Origin of the sequence: Reichenbachiella sp., assembly GCF_033344935.1 — a bacterium.
Lineage (GTDB): Bacteria > Bacteroidota > Bacteroidia > Cytophagales > Cyclobacteriaceae > Reichenbachiella.
The window spans coordinates 1,913,139-1,934,378 of the sequence record NZ_JAWPMM010000001.1; the positions used below are offsets into that span (position 1 = coordinate 1,913,139).

Sequence of the window (21,240 nt, forward strand, 5' to 3'; positions counted from 1 at the left end):
AGATATGAACTAATGGCTACCTTAACGAAGCACGGAGTGTGAAGTTGATTTAATACTCGTCAAAATTTTTGATAACAAAATCATGCTCGTTGCACACTGGTAGAAGCAACTTATTTAGGTAATACCTATGGAAGAAGCCGTTGAGTACCAGAATTCGTTTTCCAGGATATGTTTTTACAAAGTGAAGAATGTGCTTCGACATGGCCTCATTTCTCATTTTCCAAAATTCACCTGCTCGTTTATATCCATCCAAAAAACTGATGCTGTCTCCATTTTCCATTTGATAATGAATATCCGAAAATACAGGATACTGTTCCATGATCTTGGCCAGCGACTCATATTGTAATTGTTGCCTGGATTGAGCAATGCTGTCTGTGGCAGGATTGTTAAATGATGCTGCACCATAATAAGCCAGCGCATTTAAAGTGTCATTGACTCGTAGATAGCTTTCGTATTGAAGCTGATCTGCAGGGTTGAGCAGACCGGTTTGATATAAACTATCTAACAATGCTTTGGCCAAGCCGTCGGTGGGACGAGCGCCTATAGCTTTTCTATATTCATTTCTACCCGTAAAATCGTAGGGTCTAATGATGACTTCATTCAGGTTGGCATATTTTGAAGTGGCTTTATATTCATTGCTTTTCCAGCTGGTATTGAATTCAAATTGGTCCGTAAAAAAAGAGGAGTCTACTTCGTACAGAATGACGTCTGGCGAAATTCTTACCAAGATGTTGTACAAACTGTCTGCATTGAAGTTCTCGACTGGTTGGTGTACCGTACCTAAAAGAATGAGCTCTGTTTTTGGTTTAGTACAAGAGCCTATCAAAACAGTCACAATTCCTAAGAGGAATAATCTTTTGATATGGATGAATAATCCTCTCATTACATTAAAAATCCAAGTGCTAAGTACAAAATCAAGGTTACACCTCCAGCAGTCAATGCATACGGAAGTTGGGTATTGACATGATCCACATGGTCGCTTGCAGAAGCCATAGATGAAATGATCGTAGTATCCGATATTGGTGAGCAGTGATCTCCAAATACTCCGCCGCCAATAGCTGCCGCTATGGCCAGGTGTGGATCTACATTCATAGAGGTAGCCATCGGCACCGCTATAGAAATCATGATGGCAAATGTACCCCAGGAGGTACCAGTGCTAAAGGCGATAAAGCAACTTACTAAAAACACAATCGCCGGAACCAGATTGGGCGAAAGCCAGGCTTTCGAGACTTCTGCTACATAGAGTCCTGTTTTCAATTCTTTACAAAGACTTCCGAGTGCAAAGGCAAATACCATCAATATGGCGAGAGACACCATGCCGGACATGCCTTTGAGGGAAAGGCCTACCATTTCCTTAATGCCTAATAATCGCTGTGCTTTATAAAGGGCTATAGCGATGAGTACAGATGTGGCTACCGCGGTAAGTACAGAAGTAGAACCAGAACCTTGGCCCATGGCTTGCAGCGATAAATCAATGAAACTGCCTTCGGTTGATTCCAGACTTTCCCATCCGGTATAGACCAGCATAACCGGCATCATGACGATCATGGTGATGATAGGAAGAATCATATTGATACTTCGGTGTGCAATGTTTTCTTTGGCTTCTAGCATAGACACCTCGTCAGAAATCATAGGCGTTGATCCATCCGCGATGAGTTTGCCTTCATCCTGTGCGCGTTTTTCAGCTTTTTTCATAGGACCAAAATCCTTGCCCGTGTAGATGATGTAGCCAACAATTCCTAGTGCTAAGAATGGATAGAAGTTGTAAGGCAAGGCGCTCATCATCGTAGCAAAAGGACGATCAAATCCCTGCATCACCAAGAGTCCCATAATGTAAGCCCCCCAAGCATTAAATGGAAAGATAATACAAGACGGCGCAGAGCTTGAATCAGCGAGGTAGGCCAGTTTTTCTCTAGGTATTTTTAGATTGTCGAAGATGGGACGGTAAAGTGTGCCTACGGTTAGAATGGAAATGTTGGACTCTACAAAAATTACGATTCCAGTCAGAGACGCAAAAAGCTGCACCAAACGTCGGTTGTTTCGATTTTTCTGTTCTTGTTTTTCTAGAACGTTCTTAACTGATTCGATAAACCCGGCTACTCCACCAGACCGTTGGATAAGTGCAATGAGTGCCCCAATGAGGAGTGTGAATATGATCGTTCTAGTATTACCAGCATCTTCGAATACGGCCACAAAGGCGTTCAGTGTAGCAAACGATCCTGACAATGGGTTGCCGCCTTCGATAATTACCCAACCAATCCAGATACCAAGAGTAAGTGAAAGAAAAACCTGTTTGGTACGAAGGGCCAGACCTATAGCTACAAGAGGGGGGACTAATGACCAGAATCCATATTCGCTCATACTATTCTACTTCTCTCAGGCTGTTCAACATGTCCTCGCTATCCCATTTTACCGCTCCGGCGATTTTTCTTATCTGTTTTCCATTGGTATTGTAGATCATGGTAGTGGGCAAAGACTGAATGTTTAGGTCCTGAATTTTCCCGTTGAGTTTGGCAAAAGTCAAATTGAAGCCTTTTTTGTTTTCGAATTCCTTGATTTTGTTCATGTCTTGGTCAGAGACCAAAAAGAATACATAGTTTTCTTTAGTTAAGATTTCTGCTGCTGCTTGTATGTCTGGCATTTCTGCTATGCACGGTTTGCACCAGGTCGCCCAATAGTTGATGAAGACTCTTTTGCCTACCAGCTCTTCCAGATAGTAGTAGGTGCCATCTGTGGCTTGCATGAAATATTTGTCGTTTGGTGGAGGGTTGATTTCTGCGGTTTCATTTTCTACCTCTGTATTTTCATCATTGCTTTTGGGGGTGGAACAACCAAAAACCAAGAACATGAGCAGACAGGACAAATGGGCAATCTTCATAAGCTAGTAGTATTTATCAAATTCCAAACATACATATTTTTCATAGGTAATGTTTTCAAAATTGATTATATTATGTGAAACAAACATTAACCAAAATGAGAAGAGCTTTTCTATTACTAATATCGATTTTCGTAGTTTATTCTGTCAGTGCTCAAACCATGTGGAAGGCAGATCCTGCCCATTCTTCTATTCAGTTTGAGGTATCACACATGACCATATCTACGGTGACAGGAAAATTCACAGATTTTACTTGTGAGTTGGAAGCCAAGAAGAACTCATTTGATGGCGCTAAGATTGATGCAAAGGTGAAGGTAGAAAGCGTTTCAACTGAGAATCTTACTCGTGACAAACATTTGAAAGAAGATGATTTTTTCAATGCGAAACAATATCCTCAAATGACTTTTGTGAGTGAATCATTTAAGAAAAAGGATGGAGATCAATATGAGATCACCGGAATGCTCACGATTAGAGACGTAACTAAAAAAATCACATTCCCTGCTACTTATAGTGGCATGATCAATATGGGGAAGAAGACGGTTAGCGGCTTTAAAGCTAGTTTCACTATCAATCGATTTGATTATAAATTGAAGTGGGATGATACATTGGATACCGGTAGCCTGGTAGTTGGAGAAGAAGTGGATGTGAAATTGAATCTCGAACTCGTAAAGATTTGATGAGTCAACCAAATCAAGAGCAAGCACATGAGCCAGGATTTATGTAAATAATTGTTTAATGAGGTGCGTTTCGTGGCATTAAACTCTCACTTTGTGAGTAAATTAATTATTTGAATTGGTGGAGGTCTTCGAGAGAAGACCTCTTTTTTTGATACTATATTCACTAATCCTCCGCAGATATAAGTATTCTTTTTTTCTGTCGGTTTTTTCCATAATATTGGCGATTGTTAAAAATGCCGGCCTAGGTTGTTTTAGGTCGATTTGACAAACAACAACCAAATTATGAGTCAGACAGATCAGTTTAGTAATAGATGGGGAATTGTATTGGCCTCCTTAGGGATGGCCATTGGTGCCGGTAACCTTTGGCGATTTCCAAGATTGGCAGGACAGTACGGAGGTACATTTATTATTCTGTGGATTCTATTTCTTTTTATTTGGTCCATACCTCTGTTATTAGCAGAGTTCTCGATCGGTAAGAAATTCAAGAAAGGAGTTATTGGCTCTTATGCTCAACTGGCGGGAGAGAAGTACACTTGGATGGGGTTCTTCGTCACGATTTGTACACTTGGGATTGCATTCTATTATTCGATCGTTACGGCTTGGGCATTGCGCTATCTTGGTTTCTCTTTGGGGAACTTGGTTGATACGCAGCCATTGTCTGAAAAATTGGTCGAGAACCCCGAATACCTCAATCAGTTTTGGAATTCCATTTCTAATGGCAATTGGATCACCATTGGACTTTATATTTTGAACGTCTTATTAGGTGTTTTTGTCTTGTCCAAAGGGATACAGAAAGGCTTAGAAAAGGCTAACAAAATTCTAATTCCCAGTTTGTTTTTCTTGCTCCTCATCATTGCTGCCATTGCGCTCAATATGGAGAATGGTGTTTTAGGATTGGAATACATGTTCTCTATCAATTGGGATGATTTTGGAAATTCAAGAATTTGGATCGAAGCGCTGACTCAATCGGCTTGGTCTACAGGTGCCGGCTGGGGACTGATGATGACACTTTCTTCTTATTCGAGAAAAAATGAGGAGGTTACCCTTAATACGTTTATTAGTGCTTTTGGAAATAACACGGCTTCGTTAGTGGCTGGTATGGCGATCCTTCCGGCAGTATTTGCGCTGGCTCCATCATATGAGGGTGCGGTGTCATACCTGCAATCTGGAAATCAAGCCTTGACTTTTACCATTATACCCAAATTGTTTTCAACTTTTCCAGGCGGTGGATTATTGTCAATCGTCTTTTTTACGGCTTTGTTTCTGGCAGCATTTAGTTCGTTGTTGCCCATGATTGAGCTTTTTACAAGAAATCTAAACGACTTAGGTTTCAGTCGAAAGAGTGCGATGACCAGAGTAGTGATATTCTTTATCATATTTGGTTTCCCTTCTGCCTATTCTTTGGATTTCTTTACCAACCAGGATTGGGTTTGGGGGGTAGGTTTGATTGTAACAGGTCTGTTTATTTTGTTCGCCGTAGTTAAATCTGGAGCTAAGAAATTCAAAGAAGAACTGGTAGATGAAGATTCTGATTTCAAAGTTTCAACCAAATACTTTGTGATCTGCATGAGTGGAAATATAGTCTTGGCGCTGTTCTTAATTTACTGGTGGTTGTCGCAAGGTTACAGTGAGTATCCATGGTTCGATGCCAATGGCCATTGGAATTTCTTTGATGTCTACAGTAACGCATCTATTCTTACACAATGGGGAGCTGTGATGTTGATTGGATTCTTGATGAATAAATTTTTGTACAACAAATTCGCAACTAAAAAATGAGTACTTCAGCAATAATCGGTATGATTTTAATTCTTGGAACTGTGGTCGGAGGGTTTGTTTACTTTCTGTCATTGGCCATGCGAAATGAATCAAAAAAGAAAGGCTAGATACTTTTCCACATTTTTTGGGATTTAAGAGGTGAATGAAGAATTTCGAGCTTTCAATTTTTCAACATCAACAAAGAATTTCATGGAGAAGATAGATTCACTCAATCAGGTTGCCGAGTTTCATAAGACATTCAAACACCCTATCGTAGATGCTCCGGCTATCCCAGATGCTAAAAGGTGTGCCTTGAGAGTAGAGTTGATTTCTGAAGAATTGAAAGAACTACAAGAGGCGATTGATAACAATGACTTGGTGGAAGTGGCTGACGCACTTTGTGATATTCAATACGTACTGTCGGGCGCGGTTTTGGAATTTGGCCTAGGAGATAAATTCGTAGAACTATTCAACGAAGTACAGCGCTCGAATATGAGCAAGGCTTGCAAAACCATGGAAGAAGCCGAAGCAACTGTCAAGCATTACAAAGAAAACAAAGACACGGACAGCTACATCAAAGAGGCAGATGGACTATTCTTGGTTTATCGTAAGGAAGACGATAAGACATTGAAATCTGTGGAATATTCTCCCGCTGATTTGAAAGGAATTTTGGGAAAGTAATTCAGAAATTCGTCATTCTCTGATGCGACGGAGGAGCATTCAGGGAATCTGCTTATGATAAGTGCTGCAATATTCGAATGTCCTGCGTACCGATAAAGATTACCCGGACATCGCCGGGTAATGACGCGCGTGTTTAACGATTCATCACCATCTCATACACCTCAAACACCTGATTAGTCACATGTTCCCATTCATAGGTTTTCGCTTCTTTGATTCCCCAAGCCGACATCTCTTTTCTGATATCTTCATTGAGGTAGAGCTTTTCGATTTTGTCAGTGAGCGTTTCTAAATCTCGAGGGGTTGGAAAATACTCGTCCCAGGGCGATTTGATCACGTTGAGATAGCCTTCGTTTCCGAATCCGGCTACCGGTGTGCCGCACGCCATAGCTTCCAAGAGCACGATACCAAAGCTTTCACCATAGATGGCAGTTGCGAGTAGTACATCAGCGGTGCGTATCAAATTGGCCTTGATTTCTTCGTCTATGAAGCCTAAGAAAACCACATCTTCCAATTTGTTGTCAGCAACAAAGTCCAGCGCTTCTTGCTTTTGTTCACCATCACCAGCGATCAATAAACGAATATCTGGGTATTTCGCTTTTAGTGCTTTGAAGGCTTTCAGTGTATAGAATAGCCCTTTTCGTTCTTCAAATCGCCCAAGAAATAGGAGGTTGAACTTACCATCCTTGTATTCCTCGATAGGTTCAAAGGAAGTATTGAATTGCTCTGGATTGATGCCATTCGGAATTATGGTCGGGTCTTTCGCTAGAAAAGACTTGACATATCTGGCTTGAGATTCAGAAACAGAAATCATATGATCGGCGACCTTCCAAACTAAGCTTGCCGCCAACGGCATCAGTATAGGCCCTACGAATTTCTGCATCAGGAAATTATCGGCTGGCGTATCATGAAAAGTCCCAATGTGTTTGGCTTTGGAATAGTATCTCACCTGGTACGTCATGAATGGCGTCCATCCGTTGTGAAAATGCAACAAATCAAATTGCTCTTCCTTAAGATACTTTTTTAATTCATTGACTTCCTCGCCTTTGGCCACGTTGATGTCGATCTCGGTTCCACCCCATAGTGTGGTGCTTCTACCTTTTCCAATCAATTTGACATTTGGATCATTAATCTGATCAGCATTTACATTAGGCGCGATGATTTTTACCTCGTGCCCCATTTTCCTTAGATAGATGGCCAAATTTTCAATATGGGCTTTTACACCTCCAGGTCTGGACCAATCATACGGACATACTTGTGCGATCTTCATAAAGGAATGGGTACTTAGTTTGGACGCAAAAAAACAATATTTTGAAGAGTACCCAATAGGAGTTACAATATTTTCACATAATCTCACCATAAGACTACTCAGAGTCACTTGAAAAGGACTCTGAGTTTTGAGTAAGAATCAGAGTTCTCTAGCGAGTGACTCTGATTGGAGAAACGAATTAGTTCGATTGAACTGGAACTGAATTGCGCTTTTCAGCTAATTTTGCTGCTTTCCAATTTTTGGTATTCAATTGGTTGAACTAAGCTTTTTGCAAATCGTAATTTGAAGCTATTTCAAAAGTCAAACCTGATGTCAGGCTGAGCGGTACGCCGTCCGGGCCCTCGAAGCCTAGATGCTAGTAGCAGACAGACATTTCGACGTAGCTCAATGTGACAAGTATTGGTGAGTATTGACTTTTGAATGACCTTCATGACAATAAATAAACAAATGACCGGACAGGTATTAGTAGATTCAAATGCATTCAAAGTACGATTTGAAGCATTAGCGGCTAAAGCACAGAAAAGTATTTATATACAAGCCATGTCTTTTGAGGGGGATTCTGTGGGGGAGTGGCTCGTAGATACCTTGATTGCTTCTCCAGCCAAAGACATTCAGCTCTGTCTGGATTCCTATTCAAAATTTGTGATCAATGATCGCTTCATTTATAGTCTGGGTTATTTCAAAGATGAGGCGTTCCGTGCTGAAGTAAAAAATACTGCAGCTGTTATCAAGAAAGCCAAAGCCAATGGTATCAAAGTCAAATACACCAATCCGCTTGGTTTTTTGTTTCTCAAATACCCACACCGAAATCACAAAAAGATGGTGGTTATCGACGAGGAGGTCTCTTTCATTGGTGGCCTCAACTTCTGTGAGCACAATTTTGAGTGGCACGATATGATGGTGGAAATGAATAGCGCTGATATGGCGAGGTCATTATCTAACGACTTTCACCGATCTGTTGCGGAGAATGACCAATCAATCGTCAACGACTTGGGTGATACGAAAATGTACTATCTCGATGGCTATCGAAGTAAAGAGATTTACAAAGAGGTTTTCAATAACATTGACCAGGCCAAAGAATCGATTCAAATCTTTTCACCATATGTCTCTGATCCTTTATTGACCTATACTCGAAACCATAAGGCTGACGGGGTGAGGCTTGATATTGTTTCTCCGGGTATCAATAATAAAAACATATTCAAGGCGATCCTTACCAATGAATTGATGAAAGGGTACTTTAATTTTTACGAGTATCAGGGTAGAATGTCACACCTCAAAGCCATATTGATAGATGGGAAGAGACTTGTCTGCGGGAGCAGCAATTTTGATTTCATCAGCTATTATTTTGAGGAGGAAGTGGTTATGATTACGGAAAATCAAGAAATAGTACAAAGTTTTATTGATAATATCTCAAAACCTGATATTGAGAATAGCATATTGAAAAAAAGTTTGGGGGGTAAACGAAATATCGTTGTCCCATTAGTGTTCGCTGGAATCAGCAGGCTTTGCCATGTAGTGGCATCCATAATTAGTTTGAAATATCTATTTAGAAAGTCTGACGTATAAGGAAGGCTGGAATTAGTAGAAAATTAGTCTAATTTTGCAGCCGCAAAAACTCAGCGAGTGTTTGACCTAAATTGACAACGAGATACGCAGTAAATGTTACGTAGCATAAAAAACCACTTCAGCAATCACAACGCCGAAGTTCATTCTACCATTAAGCTTATTGATATTGAGGAGCGATTCGACTTGGCATTCAGCCGATTCTTTGGATTGTATTTTGCCAAATTGGGCAAATTTTTCAATATGACACCTACACAGGTTTCTATCATAAGTTTGATCGTGGGAGTAGCTGGTGGATACATGTTGTTCTACCAAGACAGCTGGGTGATTACGGTTTGGGCTTCTGTACTTATCACACTTGCTGGGGTGTTAGACAGTGCTGATGGACAATTAGCCAGAATGACTGGGCAGTCTACTGAGCTTGGTCGATTCATAGATGGATTCATTGACAGTGCCATATTTATCGCTTGTTACTTGGCAGCTTGTGCTTATTACGTGCAAGGAGAAATGGGTTGGACTATTTTCTTGTTAGCCATTCCAGCTGGTGTTGTCTCTCATATTTTTACCTCTCAGATATACGATTTCTACAAAAGTGAATTCTTGTATTATGTTGCTGGTTCTGAGAGTTCTAAGGTTAAAAAAATTGTAGAACTACCACAAGCATCTGATGAAGTAGGTTTTTGGAATAAGTTTTTCAGAGGATTAGAAATTGACTATACCAAAAGACAATGGATGTTGGTGACTCGTACCGAAGAGATGCGAGATGTATATGAGCACTTTGCTTTCAATGACAGCACGAGAGAAAAGTTTATTGAAAAATACAGGAATACTTTCAATCCTATCATGTTTTGGTGGGCGTTAGTGGGAGGTACCAATACGCATAGAACACTAATTATGCTTTTTAGCATTATGGGACGTTTCGATTTGTATCTTATTGTATGTCTGATCAAGCTGATACCTATTGCTATCGTGATGCTCGCTCAAAAATTCATGGATGAAGATTTCGTGAAACAATTGAAGTTTCAATTGGCCACTCAGGAATCTGCCTAATTTCATTACAGATTGGGTAATAAATCGTTGATAATTTGCTAACATTGCGCATTCCTATCAACTGATTACAATCACTCTATGGTCTGTGTAATTCTCGCCGCTGGCAAAAACTTACGTTTAAACTTAGGACAGCCAAAATCTGCTTTGACAGTTGGAGGACAAAGTTTAATGGAGCGGCATATTGACCAATTTCAAAAAATTGGAGTAACGGACTTTGCAGTAATCACTGGATTTCATAAAGATGCACTAGAGGAAATCTGCGAGGATATTCGTCAAAAGTATGATGCAAACATCACCACCATTTACAATGAGAAATTTGAATTGGAAAATGGCTATTCATTGTATGCTGCAAAGGATTGGGTTCATGAAATAGGTGACGAGGAATTTTTCTTTACCATGGCGGATCACTATTATGAAGAAGCCTTTCTGGATGATCTGAAGACTAAATTGATCTTTGATAAAGGGGCTTATCTGAAATTAGCCGTTGATATTCCTGGAGCGCACAATGAACACATCGATTTGGATGACGTAACCAAGGTAGATGCTGATGATTATATCAATAGAATTGGGAAAGAGATTGAAGGATATAATTATTACGATACGGGTTTGTTCTATGTGAAGAAGAATGTTTTTGATGTATTAGACCATATCGCTACGAATCAAAAATTGTCTATTTCGAATCTTGTTACACACCTTTCTGCAGAGAAGAAAGCCAGAGTAATTGAAGTAGTAGGATATTATTGGAATGACATCGATACCCCCGAAGATTTTAAGAGTTCGCAGGAGCATCTGGCTCAAAGAGCCGCCAAATAATCAAAATTCAAGGGTAAGTTGAAGGCCTTGATCATCTTTCTCTTCTGTATTCAGGTTGGATAACCCTACACCAAGGAGTCGAATTGGTTTTTCTGTCAGTTTTTGCTCACTCATAATTTCCTTCCATAGCGGTTCATATTCTTGACTTTTAGACAGCCAAACTTGTGCTGTTTTACTTCTTGTTACCTGCTCGAAGTCAGCGTATTTTATTTTGATATTTACTGTCTTTCCTTTTATTCGGTTGTTTGACAAGCGTTTTTCTAACGATTCAGATAAAGCTTGCAATTCAAGGATAACATCTTGAGTTTCCGTAAGGTCTACGTCGTAAGTGTTTTCAATGCTTACTGATTTTCTGATGCGATTGGGGTTGACTTCTCGGTCATCTATCGCGCGACATATATTATAGTAATAAGCGCCGCTCTTGCCGAAATTTTTGGTTAGAAACCCAATGGATTTGTTCTTCAAGTCCAATCCGGTATGGATACCCATTCTTTTCATTTTCTCTGCCGTCACCTTTCCTACACCAAAAAAGTCTTTGACTTTTAATGTTTCTATAAAAGCAGTGGCTTCATCTGGTTTGATTAATTTGAACCCATTGGGTTTGTTGATGTCGGAGGCGGTTTTAGCTAGGAACTTATTGATAGATATACCTGCCGAGCAAGTCAATCCTGTGGTGTCGAATATTTTCTTTCGTATTTCTTCAGCAATCAAAGTAGCAGAGGGAAGGCCAATTTTATTGTTGGTGACATCCAGATAGGCCTCATCAAGGGAGAGAGGCTCAACGAGATCTGTATATTCAAAGAATATATCTCTAATGATTTGCGATACCTCCTTGTATACTTCAAATCTGGGTTTTACAAAAATGATATCCGGGCACCTTCGATAAGCAGTGACGGACGGCATGGCAGACCTTACTCCAAATTTACGAGCTTCATAGGAAGCCGCAGCTACTACTCCACGAGAACGACTACCACCGACAGCTACCGGTTTTCCCTTTAGTTCCGGGTGGTCTCGTTGCTCCACGGATGCATAAAATGCATCCATATCTATGTGTATGATTTTTCGTATGGGTAAATTGTCAGACAATCTTTGATTTGGCTTTATATTATCATTTATTAATGTGAAATTTGCTTAGCTGAGCATCTACTGATATACGAAGTAAACTATTTGATGAACAAGTCTAAGAAGATATTTTTTGTGGCAGTGTTTTTGTTTTTGCTCGTACTGCTATGGGTTGTGATTGATTTTGCAAAACACACTAAATTTCGTGGCTCCACAAATATGATTAATATTATTCAGGTACTTTGATTATTAAATCCCCCTTATTTAGACTTCAAAAATGAAAAAACTCGATAAGCTTATTCTCAAATCTTTTATCGGGCCATTTGTCATTACCTTTTTGGTGGCAGTGTTCATTTTGTTGCTAGTCTACATGATGAAGTATTTCGATGACTTCATTGGTAAGAACATTGGTTTTGCCACTCTGGGGGAATTAATGGGATATTTCAGTATCAACCAAATGCCTATGGCGTTGCCACTAGCTGTATTGATTTCGTCCTTGATGACCTATGGGAAGCTGGGAGAGCATTTCGAGTTAACCGCCATCAAAGGATCAGGTATTTCTCTCCTTAGAATCATTTTGCCGGCGTTTGTATTTTGTTTGATGCTGGCATTGGGCGCATTCTTTTTAAGTGATCGAGTGGTGCCTACTGCCAACTTGCGAGCATTTAGTTTGTTGTATGATATTAAGCAAACGAAACCTGCATTAGATCTTAGAGAGGGGCAATTTTATAACGGTATTCCAAAGTATAGTATCAAGATTGAAAAGAAATACCCAGACGGAATTTCCATCAAGGGTATTGTCATCTATGATCATACGGCAGGATCGGGTAATAAAACGGTAATACTTGCTGATTCTTGTAGAATGTATTCCTTTATGGGGGATAGATATCTCAAGATGGATTTGTTCAATGGTAATTATTACGTAGAAGAAGAAAAGGCCTCGGGGCGGAAAGGTAAGGATCAAATTACTCAATTTGTAAGGACCAAATTCGTCAATATGGATTTGGTTTTCAGTCTGGCATCATTTGATCTGAATGATACGGATGATAATCTTTTTGCCGATAATAGGTACATGAAAGGCATTAAAGAATTAACAGAGAGTATTGATTCTATGAACCACTCTATGTTGGACTCAAAGCATAAAGTGTATGGAAGTGTAGCTGGTTCTTATAAGTTGCACATGGCAGGGTATATCTCTCCGCCAGAAGAATTAACAAGAGAGAAGGAAATGCTTGACTCTTTAAAGGAGTTGAGAGTGGCTTTGAGAGATTCGCTACGGCAAATTGCTAAACTAAATGCAAGAGACTCTTTAGAAACTGAAGCTGATTCGATTCCGAAAAAGAAACTAGCTTCAAAATCTTTTAGGAAAGACCGGACAAAAAGTACCAGAGGCGTGGTCACTGCAAAGACAAAAAACTTTCAAGTCAAGAAAAAAATAGAGAAAAAGGCTCGTTTGGATACTTTATTTATTAATAGCGATTCTTTAATTGCCCTGATCAAACTCAAAATGGATAGCGTCTATGAAAAACAAGGAGTAAAAGATCAGGTGCTGTCGAGGGCTGTAGGGAATGCTAGAAACATTAAGTCCACTTTGAATAGTAGTGTGCTAAAGATGCGAGGCTTGAAAACTTCTCTAGATTCGCATGTAGTGGAGAAATATAAAAAATACGCCCAGGCTTTTTCATGTATCGTGATGTTTCTGATTGGCGCACCATTGGGCGCAATCATAAAGCGAGGAGGTTTAGGGTTTCCTGTGATCATCTCTATATTCTTTTTTATTATCTTCTATGTGCTCACTAGTGTAGGAGATAAGTGGGCGAAAAGCGGGGTGGTAGATGGCTTGTATGCTGCCTGGATGGCCAATGTTGTACTGTTTCCAATTGGTGTTTTCTTCCTGAAGCAGGCGCGTAAGGATGCTAAGATATTTGATGCTGACTTCTACAGCGTTTGGATTGACCGCGCGAAAAGCTGGTGGGAGTCTAGAAAGAATAAAAAGCAAACCGTATAAGGCTTTGTTTTAATGATTTGAATTCCTAATTTTGCATTTCGAAAAAATACAATTAATTAAACTTTTTACTAAGCATGTATTTAACAACAGATAAGAAACAAGAATTGTTTGAAAATCATGGTCGGTTGAAGTCTAAGAAGGATACAGGTTCTGCGGAATCACAAATCGCTCTCTTTACTCACCGAATCAATCACTTGACAGATCACTTGAAGTCACACAAAAAAGATCACTCTACTAGATTAGGTCTTTTGAAATTGGTAGGTAAGAGAAGAAGCCTTCTCGATTACCTTTACAAGAAAGATATCGAAAGATATAGAGCGGTAATCGCTGAATTAGGATTAAGAAAATAAAAATATGCGCAAAAGGAAGTCTCTCACAGACTTCCTTTTTTGTTCTTTCTCACTCGTTAATAACAAATTTTGACATTCACTCACACTCAATTTTTTAGTCAAAATTTAACATTTTACTTATGTCATTAAACGTAGTAACAAAGTCCGTCAAATTAAAAGACGGCAGAGAGATTACTATCGAGACTGGAAAATTGGCCAAGCAGGCTGACGGTTCGGTAGTTGTCAAAATGGGTAAAACCATGTTGTTGGCCACAGTAGTGTCTAACAAAGAAGCTAGAGAAGGTGTAGATTTCCTTCCAATGTCTGTTGATTATCAAGAGAAATTTGCTGCAGCTGGAAAAATCCCTGGTGGATTTTTGAAAAGAGAAGGCAGATTGTCTGACAACGAGGTGTTGGTTTGTAGATTGGTAGATAGAGCATTGAGACCATTGTTTCCTAGCGACTATCATGCTGAAACACAAGTAATGATCTCTTTGATTTCATTGGATGAAAACGATCTTCCAGATGCATTGGCTGCATTGGCTGCTTCTGCTGCTTTGGCCGTATCGGATATTCCATTTGGAGGACCGATCTCTGAGGTAAGAGTAGCTCAGAAGGATGGTGAATTCATCATCAACCCTACCAAAACTCAATTGGAAGGTTCTGACCTGGACATGATCATCGCTGGTACTAAAGACGATATCATGATGGTAGAAGGTGAGTTGCTTGAAGTTTCTGAGGAAACTATGATCGGTGCGATTAAAGCAGGTCATGAGGCTATTATTGATCAGTGTAATATTCAGTTGGAATTAACTGAAGCTGTAGGCAAAACTGAAAAGAGAGAGTATTCTCACGAAGAAGAGCCAGATGAAGAGCTAAGAGCGGACATCAAAGCAAAAACTTTTGATAAAGTTTATGCAGTAGCAAAAGAAGGTAATCCAAACAAAAGTATCCGTAAGGAGAAATTTGCTGCGATTATCGAAGAATACAAAGAAGGACTTCCTGAATTACCAGAAGGTGAGTCTCACAACGAAGGTTTGATTGCAAAATATTACCACGATGTGGAAAAAGAAGCAATCAGACAGTGTGTATTAGACACAAGAAAAAGATTGGACGGACGTGAACTAGACGAAATCAGACCCATCTGGTCTGAGGTAGATTACTTGCCATCAGCGCACGGATCTGCTATTTTCACTAGAGGTGAAACTCAGTCTTTGACTTCAGTTACTTTGGGTACCAAGCTAGACGAACAAATGGTAGACGGTGCAGTGCACTCTGGATACAACAAGTTCTTCTTACACTACAACTTCCCTGCATTCTCTACTGGAGAAGCTAGACCAAACAGAGGTCCTGGACGTAGAGAAGTAGGTCACGGTAACTTGGCATGGAGAGCCATCAAGCCAATGCTTCCTGCAGACGAAGAGAATCCATACACTATCAGAGTAGTTTCTGATATTTTGGAATCTAACGGTTCGTCTTCTATGGCAACAGTTTGTGCTGGTTCACTAGCGTTGATGGATGCGGGTATTCCGTTGAAGTCGCCAGTGTCTGGTATCGCGATGGGAATGATCTCTGATTCAGAGACAGGAAAATATGCGATCCTTTCAGATATCTTGGGTGATGAAGATCACTTGGGAGACATGGACTTCAAAGTAACTGGAAACGACAACGGTATCACTGCATGTCAGATGGATATTAAAGTGGATGGTTTGTCTTACGAAGTATTGACAGAAGCATTGATGCAGGCGAAAGCAGGTAGAGCTCATATCCTTGGTGAAATGAGAAAGACCATGACTGAGTCTAGAGATGATATGAAGTCTCATGCACCAAGATCTACCATGATCAGAATTGAAAAAGAAATGATCGGGCCATTAATTGGACCAGGTGGTAAAATCATTCAGGAGATTCAGAAAGAATCTGGCGCGACTGTAACAGTAACAGAAGACGATAAAAACGGTATCGTAAACGTCTTTACTGCTGATGGAGATGCGATGAAAGAAGCCCTAAGAAGAATCAACAACATTGTGGCTACGCCAGATGTTGGGGAGACTTACGAAGGTAAAGTGAAGTCGATCATGCCATTTGGTGCGTTTATCGAATTCATGCCTGGTAAAGATGGTTTGCTTCATATTTCTGAGATCAAATGGGAGCGAGTGGAGAATATGGACGGCGTACTAGAAGTTGGCGAAGAGATCAAAGTGAAGTTGATCGAAATCGACAAGAAAACTGGTAAGTTCAGATTGTCAAGAAAAGCGCTTTTACCAAAGCCAGAAAAAAAAGAAGGGTAATTAACCCTTTTGAAATTATAGATAAAAACCACGCCTAGATGCGTGGTTTTTTGTTTAAAAAAAAGCTATTTGCTCATAGATAAAGATTATCTATCTGCGTAAACTTTTTTTGATATTAAATGTTTTATAGTCGATTAGCTTCATGCTAAATTGCAAAATCATTTTTAAATAGAAGTATTGAAATAATGACTCAAGAGAACGTAAAAGTATTGATCATAGGCTCAGGACCTGCGGGTTACACAGCTGCTATATATGCCTCAAGAGCAGGGTTGAAGCCAGTATTGTACACTGGTGGTGAGCCTGGAGGACAATTGACCACCACTAATGATGTGGAGAACTTTCCTGGCTATCCTGATGGTGTGAATGGCCCTCAAATGATGACTGATCTTCAGAAGCAAGCTGAACGGTTTGAAACCGATGTTCGCTTTGGATTGGTGACGTCTGTAGACTTTTCTGGTTACCCACACAAGGTGATTGTAGATGAGAAGCATGAGATTACCGCTGAGGCTGTTATTATCTCAACAGGAGCAAGCGCTAAATACTTAGGACTTGAATCTGAAAAAAGACTATTGAATGTAGGTGTATCAGCTTGTGCGGTTTGTGATGGTTTCTTTTATAGAGGAAAAGAAGTGGCTGTTGTAGGTGGTGGTGATACCGCTGCAGAAGAAGCTACTTACTTGGCGAATATTTGCCCTAAAGTTTACCTTTTGGTAAGAAGAGATGAAATGCGTGCTTCTAAAATCATGCAACAGCGTGTATTGAATACACCAAACATCGAAGTGCTTTGGAATACATCTACCGATGAAGTGTTGGGTAAAGATGAAGTTGAAGGTATGAGAGTGGTTGACACTGTTACTGGTGAGAAGAGAGAGATTCCAATCAGCGGCTTCTTTGTTGCCATTGGTCACAAGCCAAATACAGATATCTTCAAAGATTATTTGGAAATGGATGAATCTGGATATTTAATCGTGGAGCCAGGTACGTCCAAGACAAAAGTGGAAGGCGTGTTTGTAACGGGTGATGCTGCCGATCGAGTATACCGTCAGGCAGTAACTGCTGCAGGTACTGGCTGTATGGGTGCCCTGGATGCTGAGCGATTCTTAGCAGCCAAAGAATTTGAAAGTGTAGAACAATAATAAGGTTTGATACTAAGAGTAATCGTAATAATATGTGCTGTGTCATTGTTCACGGCAAACAAATCCTTCAGTCAGAAAAAGCTGAAGGATTTTTTTAAATTCAAAAACAAAGAGATAGTTCCAATCATTCCTGAGGATACCATCATCGATATAGATGAAGATATTTTTGTCATTGAAGATGCTTATTGGGATAGCTTGGCGATGGAGGAGGAGGTTTCACTGCAGCGTGAGTTAAATATGCTGCGTGAAGATACTGCCGAAGTAATATTGGCCTATGATGTTCCTGTTCAGGTGACTGAGCAATTGATGATAGACTCAGTATGGGTGACGCTTCGTGAGTATTACAGCACCTGGAGTACCACTAAAGTGAACCCTTATGAAATCGATGGAGAGAAATTTTCGGATACCCTTGCGCTTTCATTGACCTTTGAAAACCCAGCTTTAGATTGGTGCCTGCCTATTCCCAATACAGAAGTTACCTCTCCATTTGGCTTGAGACGCTGGCGATGGCATTATGGGGATGATCTAAGGTTAAAAACAGGGGATTCCGTCAGAGTGGCATTTGATGGAATCGTAAGAGTAGCTCAATATGACCGATACGGTTACGGCCATTATATTTTGATTAGACATTACAATGGGTTAGAAACACTTTATGGACACTTGAGTAAGCGGTTGTTGAAGCCGGGCGATGTGGTGAAAGCTGGTGACGTGCTAGGCCTGGGAGGAAGCACAGGAAGAAGTAGTGGACCTCACCTGCATTTTGAAACGAGATATCAGGGCAATGCAATTGACCCCAAAGAGATATTCAATTTCGATATGGATACCATTCGCACGACCACCATGATTGTTACACCAGATACCTTCTCTTATTTAAAAGAAGCTCGCAAGATCAGGTATCATCGCGTACGCAGTGGAGATACTTTGAGTCATATTAGTTATCGTTATGGTGTATCTATTAATAAGATTTGCCGTTTGAATGGAATCAGAAGAAGTACTATCTTGAGAGTTGGTCAGCGCTTAAGGATTACTTGATTTTTTTTCTGTCACTTCGAGTGACAGCGAGAAGTCTTAATGATTTTTTATTGACGATGAGATTTCTCCTACCGTCGAAATGACAAAAAAGTATAAATATGAAATTAGATGTTCTTGTTTTTGCTGCTCATCCAGACGATGCTGAGTTATCGTGTGGAGGTACTATTCTTTCATTGATTGCTAGTGGCAAAAAAGTAGGTTTGGTGGATTTCACTCGAGGTGAAATGGGAACCAGAGGAACCCCTGAGATTCGTGATGCAGAAGCTGAAGCAGCCAGTGAAATTCTAGGTTTGACCATTCGAGAAAATCTTAAATTTCAAGACGTGTATTTCAAAAATGATGATGAACATGTGCTTGAGGTAGTAAAAAAAATTAGACAGTATCAACCAGATGTTATTTTGGCCAATGCCATAGCAGATCGCCACCCAGATCATGGCAAAGGAGCTCAGGTTGTAAAACGCGCTACTTTTTTAGCTGGACTGAAGAATGTGAAAACTGATTTAGAAGGGAAGGCACAAGAAAACTGGTACATCAAAAACTTATATCACTACATTCAGACAGATTTTCACAAACCAAATTTTGTGGTAGACGTTTCCGACTTTTGGGAAACCAGAATGGAAGCAGTAAGAGCCTACAAGTCTCAGTTTTTTGACCCTTCTGGAGAATCGTCTAATACGTTGATCTCCACTCCCGAATTTATGGAATTAATTGAGGCTAGGGGCAGAGAGTTCGGCATGTCTATTCGTGTGAAATACGGCGAGGGATTTATTGCAGATAGAATGCCTGGTGTCTCGGATTTGACCTCTTTACTCTGAGGCCTGATTTCCTCCACATTGAAGGGCTTGGGACTGAAAGAAATAACGAATACCCCAAGAGAAATCCAACCTAATACTTTTCTTTTCATATCCAAAGGTTGATTGACAATAACTGGTGGATGATAAATACCCAAAGCTCTACCCAATATAAATGCAAAGAGCAACCAACCTGAATATCCTTCAAGTGTAGGGTAAAAGAAGTTTAATGTCATTTGAGCAGAGAATATCCCCAAGGCGTACATGAGTTTATCTCTATTTTGAGTAGTGAATTTGGTGAAACATAAAAATAGAAAACCCAAATAGATTAACTCATTGATCATACTGTCTGAAAAGCGGTGAGGATTGGCTAGGCCTAGTCCCGCGTAGAAAAGAAAACCGATGTATAATACTTGAGAGACCTTTCGGTGTTGCTTATATCCAATCAATCCATACAAGATATGTCCTCCGTCTAACTGTCCAATAGGAAGCAAATTCAAAGAAGTAAAAAACAAAGCCAAAAATCCGGCGAAAAGCCAAGGGTAATGCGCCATTTCATACTTGTTTGGTACTTGGTCAGGGTCCGAAACAAATAGGTATTCAAAGCATGTAAACAAGAGATTTCCGCCAAGGGAAGTGGAAGTATAAGAAGGCCATGGCTCAAAGGCTGGGTAGCCCCAGTTTTCGATATTTCCATATTCTGCCACATGAGCCAACGAGTCCTGGGCACGGTCTTCCATGTAAAGGCCATAATGCTGATGCATGTAATGTTCGTAGGTATAAACATGATCAGCGTAGTCCAATCCATAAGTTTCATAATCAGGGTGAATTTTATAAATAGACTCACGCTCGGGTAGATTAGTAAAGGCGTAGACCAGTACTAAAAGGGCAACCACAAAACCAGCCAATGGTCCGGCAATACCAATATCGAAATATTTTTTACGGCTGTCGATGATGTCCTGAATCTTGATGAAAGCACCCATAGAGCCAAGGGATGGCACGCCAGGGATAAAACCGAGCCACAATGGGATATAAAAGGGAAGGGTCACTTTTACTTTGTGATACTGGGCCATGAAGTAATGGCCAAATTCATGTACAGTCAGAATAAACAGAAAGGGGATAGAGAACTTAAGTCCATTGAAAAGTTCAGTCTGTGTGATGGTGTTCTCCCCGTATAACAGCGATTTGCCAGTCATCCATTCTGCTCCAGCGAATGTTGTGACTATCAAGGTAATAATGAATAGCCCAATTTGTATGAGCTTAGTTTTATCTTCTTTGTCCTTAAACATGTGCTGATAAGTTAAATATTTGATCTGGATGGGCAATGTGCATGGTGTGTATGCCTAACTGAGCTGCGGTATCCAGGTTGTGCTGGGTATCGTCTAGAAATAAGCAATCTTCGGCTTTGTTGTTGGATCGATTTAAAACCTCTTGATATATCTCCTCGTCAGGTTTTCTCATCTTTAGCTCATGAGAGAAGTATACCTCATCGGCAAAAGCCTCCAGAGACTCCTCGCCAGATACTTGCTTTATAGTTTGATTAAAGGCCTCTACGTGGATGGTATTGGTGTTGCTTAGTACCAAGACTTGGTGTTTTTTTCTCAGCTCGTTCATGAAGTCGAGACGGGCTTTAGGAATACTACCCAGCATAGCACACCAGGCCTTATCTATTTGCGCATCGGTGAGGTTGGTGCCAAACAAATTATTGATTCCTGTTCTAAGTTCTAGATCAGAGATGAGTCCTTTTTCATAATCCTGAAACAAACCAGGTTCAAAGTACATTTGGTAGATGTCTTCAAATTTCCAATCTGTTAACTTAGAGAAAGCCTCTGGTGTACGTTTGAAATCAAGATCGATGATCACGCCACCGAGATCAAAAATTATTGTTTTGATATTCACCTGTTTGTTTGTGT

At 40.2% G+C, this 21,240-nt stretch carries 19 protein-coding genes and 1 pseudogene; 13 read left to right on the forward strand and 7 right to left on the reverse strand.

The genetic code is table 11. The features are described from left to right. Positions 1–49: 49 nt before the first annotated feature. Genes R8N23_RS08325 through R8N23_RS08335 form a run of 3 tightly spaced genes read right to left on the reverse strand, consistent with a single transcriptional unit; the run spans position 50 to position 2,878 of the window. On the reverse strand, positions 50–883 hold the full coding sequence (locus R8N23_RS08325; RefSeq protein ID WP_318171124.1) for a hypothetical protein: 834 nt from the start codon (positions 881–883) through the stop codon (positions 50–52). Then, positions 883–2,361 carry a Na+/H+ antiporter NhaC family protein gene (locus R8N23_RS08330; RefSeq protein ID WP_318171125.1) on the reverse strand — a complete coding sequence of 493 codons (1,479 nt, stop codon included), beginning with the start codon at positions 2,359–2,361 and terminating at the stop codon, positions 883–885. The genes R8N23_RS08325 and R8N23_RS08330 overlap by 1 nt, the downstream gene beginning before the upstream one ends. A gap of 1 nt (position 2,362) precedes the next feature. Next, positions 2,363–2,878: a TlpA disulfide reductase family protein gene (locus R8N23_RS08335; protein WP_318171126.1), complete on the reverse strand. Its 516-nt coding sequence runs from the start codon at positions 2,876–2,878 to the stop codon at positions 2,363–2,365. Positions 2,879–2,973: 95 nt separating this feature from the next. Between R8N23_RS08335 and R8N23_RS08340 the strand changes: the two genes are divergently transcribed. From R8N23_RS08340 to R8N23_RS08355, 4 genes are all read left to right on the forward strand, one after another. Next, the gene (locus R8N23_RS08340; RefSeq protein ID WP_318171127.1) at positions 2,974–3,552 is read left to right on the forward strand and encodes a YceI family protein; all 579 of its coding nucleotides are present in this window, start codon (positions 2,974–2,976) and stop codon (positions 3,550–3,552) included. Between the two features lie 282 nt (positions 3,553–3,834). Then, positions 3,835–5,328 (forward strand): sodium-dependent transporter, encoded by a 1,494-nt coding sequence (locus R8N23_RS08345; protein WP_318171128.1) that lies wholly within the window; start codon positions 3,835–3,837, stop codon positions 5,326–5,328. Next, positions 5,325–5,435 carry a MetS family NSS transporter small subunit gene (locus R8N23_RS08350; RefSeq protein WP_318171129.1) on the forward strand — a complete coding sequence of 37 codons (111 nt, stop codon included), beginning with the start codon at positions 5,325–5,327 and terminating at the stop codon, positions 5,433–5,435. Before R8N23_RS08345 ends, R8N23_RS08350 begins: the two co-directional genes overlap by 4 nt. An 82-nt stretch (positions 5,436–5,517) precedes the next feature. Then, positions 5,518–5,988: a nucleoside triphosphate pyrophosphohydrolase family protein gene (locus tag R8N23_RS08355; RefSeq protein ID WP_318171130.1), complete on the forward strand. Its 471-nt coding sequence runs from the start codon at positions 5,518–5,520 to the stop codon at positions 5,986–5,988. A 133-nt stretch (positions 5,989–6,121) separates the two neighbouring features. On the opposite strand, the gene R8N23_RS08360 is transcribed toward R8N23_RS08355, so the two are convergent. Next, positions 6,122–7,255: a glycosyltransferase family 4 protein gene (locus tag R8N23_RS08360; protein WP_318171131.1), complete on the reverse strand. Its 1,134-nt coding sequence runs from the start codon at positions 7,253–7,255 to the stop codon at positions 6,122–6,124. A gap of 429 nt (positions 7,256–7,684) precedes the next feature. Here R8N23_RS08360 and R8N23_RS08365 point away from each other — a divergent pair, with 429 nt between their 5' ends. The 3 genes from R8N23_RS08365 to R8N23_RS08375 all read left to right on the forward strand — a co-directional run bounded on the left by R8N23_RS08365 (position 7,685) and on the right by R8N23_RS08375 (position 10,681). Beyond that, on the forward strand, positions 7,685–8,821 hold the full coding sequence (locus tag R8N23_RS08365) for a phosphatidylserine/phosphatidylglycerophosphate/cardiolipin synthase family protein (RefSeq protein ID WP_318171132.1): 1,137 nt from the start codon (positions 7,685–7,687) through the stop codon (positions 8,819–8,821). A gap of 93 nt (positions 8,822–8,914) precedes the next feature. Beyond that, a complete protein-coding gene (locus tag R8N23_RS08370; protein ID WP_318171133.1) occupies positions 8,915–9,868 on the forward strand; it encodes a CDP-alcohol phosphatidyltransferase family protein in 954 nt (317 codons plus the stop codon). Positions 9,869–9,946: 78 nt separating this feature from the next. After that, positions 9,947–10,681: an NTP transferase domain-containing protein gene (locus R8N23_RS08375; protein ID WP_318171134.1), complete on the forward strand. Its 735-nt coding sequence runs from the start codon at positions 9,947–9,949 to the stop codon at positions 10,679–10,681. Here the strand turns inward: R8N23_RS08375 and dinB are convergent, their stop codons facing one another. Further along, entirely contained in the window at positions 10,682–11,725 is a 1,044-nt protein-coding gene (dinB, locus tag R8N23_RS08380; protein ID WP_412071632.1) for a DNA polymerase IV, read from the reverse strand. Positions 11,726–12,020: 295 nt separating this feature from the next. Between dinB and R8N23_RS08385 the strand changes: the two genes are divergently transcribed. The 6 genes from R8N23_RS08385 (at position 12,021) to bshB1 (ending at position 19,351) form a co-directional block, all read left to right on the forward strand. Next, on the forward strand, positions 12,021–13,751 hold the full coding sequence (locus R8N23_RS08385; protein WP_318171136.1) for an LptF/LptG family permease: 1,731 nt from the start codon (positions 12,021–12,023) through the stop codon (positions 13,749–13,751). Positions 13,752–13,825: 74 nt separating this feature from the next. Continuing rightward, positions 13,826–14,101, forward strand: a complete 276-nt coding sequence (gene rpsO / locus R8N23_RS08390; RefSeq protein ID WP_318171137.1) for a 30S ribosomal protein S15 — start codon at positions 13,826–13,828, stop codon at positions 14,099–14,101. A gap of 119 nt (positions 14,102–14,220) precedes the next feature. After that, positions 14,221–16,368 (forward strand): polyribonucleotide nucleotidyltransferase, encoded by a 2,148-nt coding sequence (gene pnp, locus R8N23_RS08395; protein WP_318171138.1) that lies wholly within the window; start codon positions 14,221–14,223, stop codon positions 16,366–16,368. 185 nt (positions 16,369–16,553) lie between these two features. Beyond that, a complete protein-coding gene (gene trxB / locus R8N23_RS08400) occupies positions 16,554–17,504 on the forward strand; it encodes a thioredoxin-disulfide reductase (protein ID WP_318171139.1) in 951 nt (316 codons plus the stop codon). A 39-nt stretch (positions 17,505–17,543) separates the two neighbouring features. After that, positions 17,544–18,536: a M23 family metallopeptidase gene (locus R8N23_RS08405; RefSeq protein WP_318171140.1), complete on the forward strand. Its 993-nt coding sequence runs from the start codon at positions 17,544–17,546 to the stop codon at positions 18,534–18,536. A gap of 98 nt (positions 18,537–18,634) precedes the next feature. Continuing rightward, the gene (gene bshB1 / locus R8N23_RS08410) at positions 18,635–19,351 is read left to right on the forward strand and encodes a bacillithiol biosynthesis deacetylase BshB1 (protein WP_318171141.1); all 717 of its coding nucleotides are present in this window, start codon (positions 18,635–18,637) and stop codon (positions 19,349–19,351) included. Positions 19,352–19,725: 374 nt separating this feature from the next. On the opposite strand, the pseudogene R8N23_RS08415 reads toward bshB1, so the two are convergent. Further along, positions 19,726–20,616 (reverse strand): annotated as a pseudogene (locus tag R8N23_RS08415) (site-2 protease family protein); the annotation flags it as partial. Next, complete coding sequence (locus R8N23_RS08420) at positions 20,609–21,226, reverse strand: HAD family phosphatase (RefSeq protein WP_318171142.1); 618 nt, start codon at positions 21,224–21,226, stop codon at positions 20,609–20,611. The gene R8N23_RS08420 and the pseudogene R8N23_RS08415, both read right to left, overlap by 8 nt. Between the last annotated feature and the right edge of the window lie 14 nt (positions 21,227–21,240).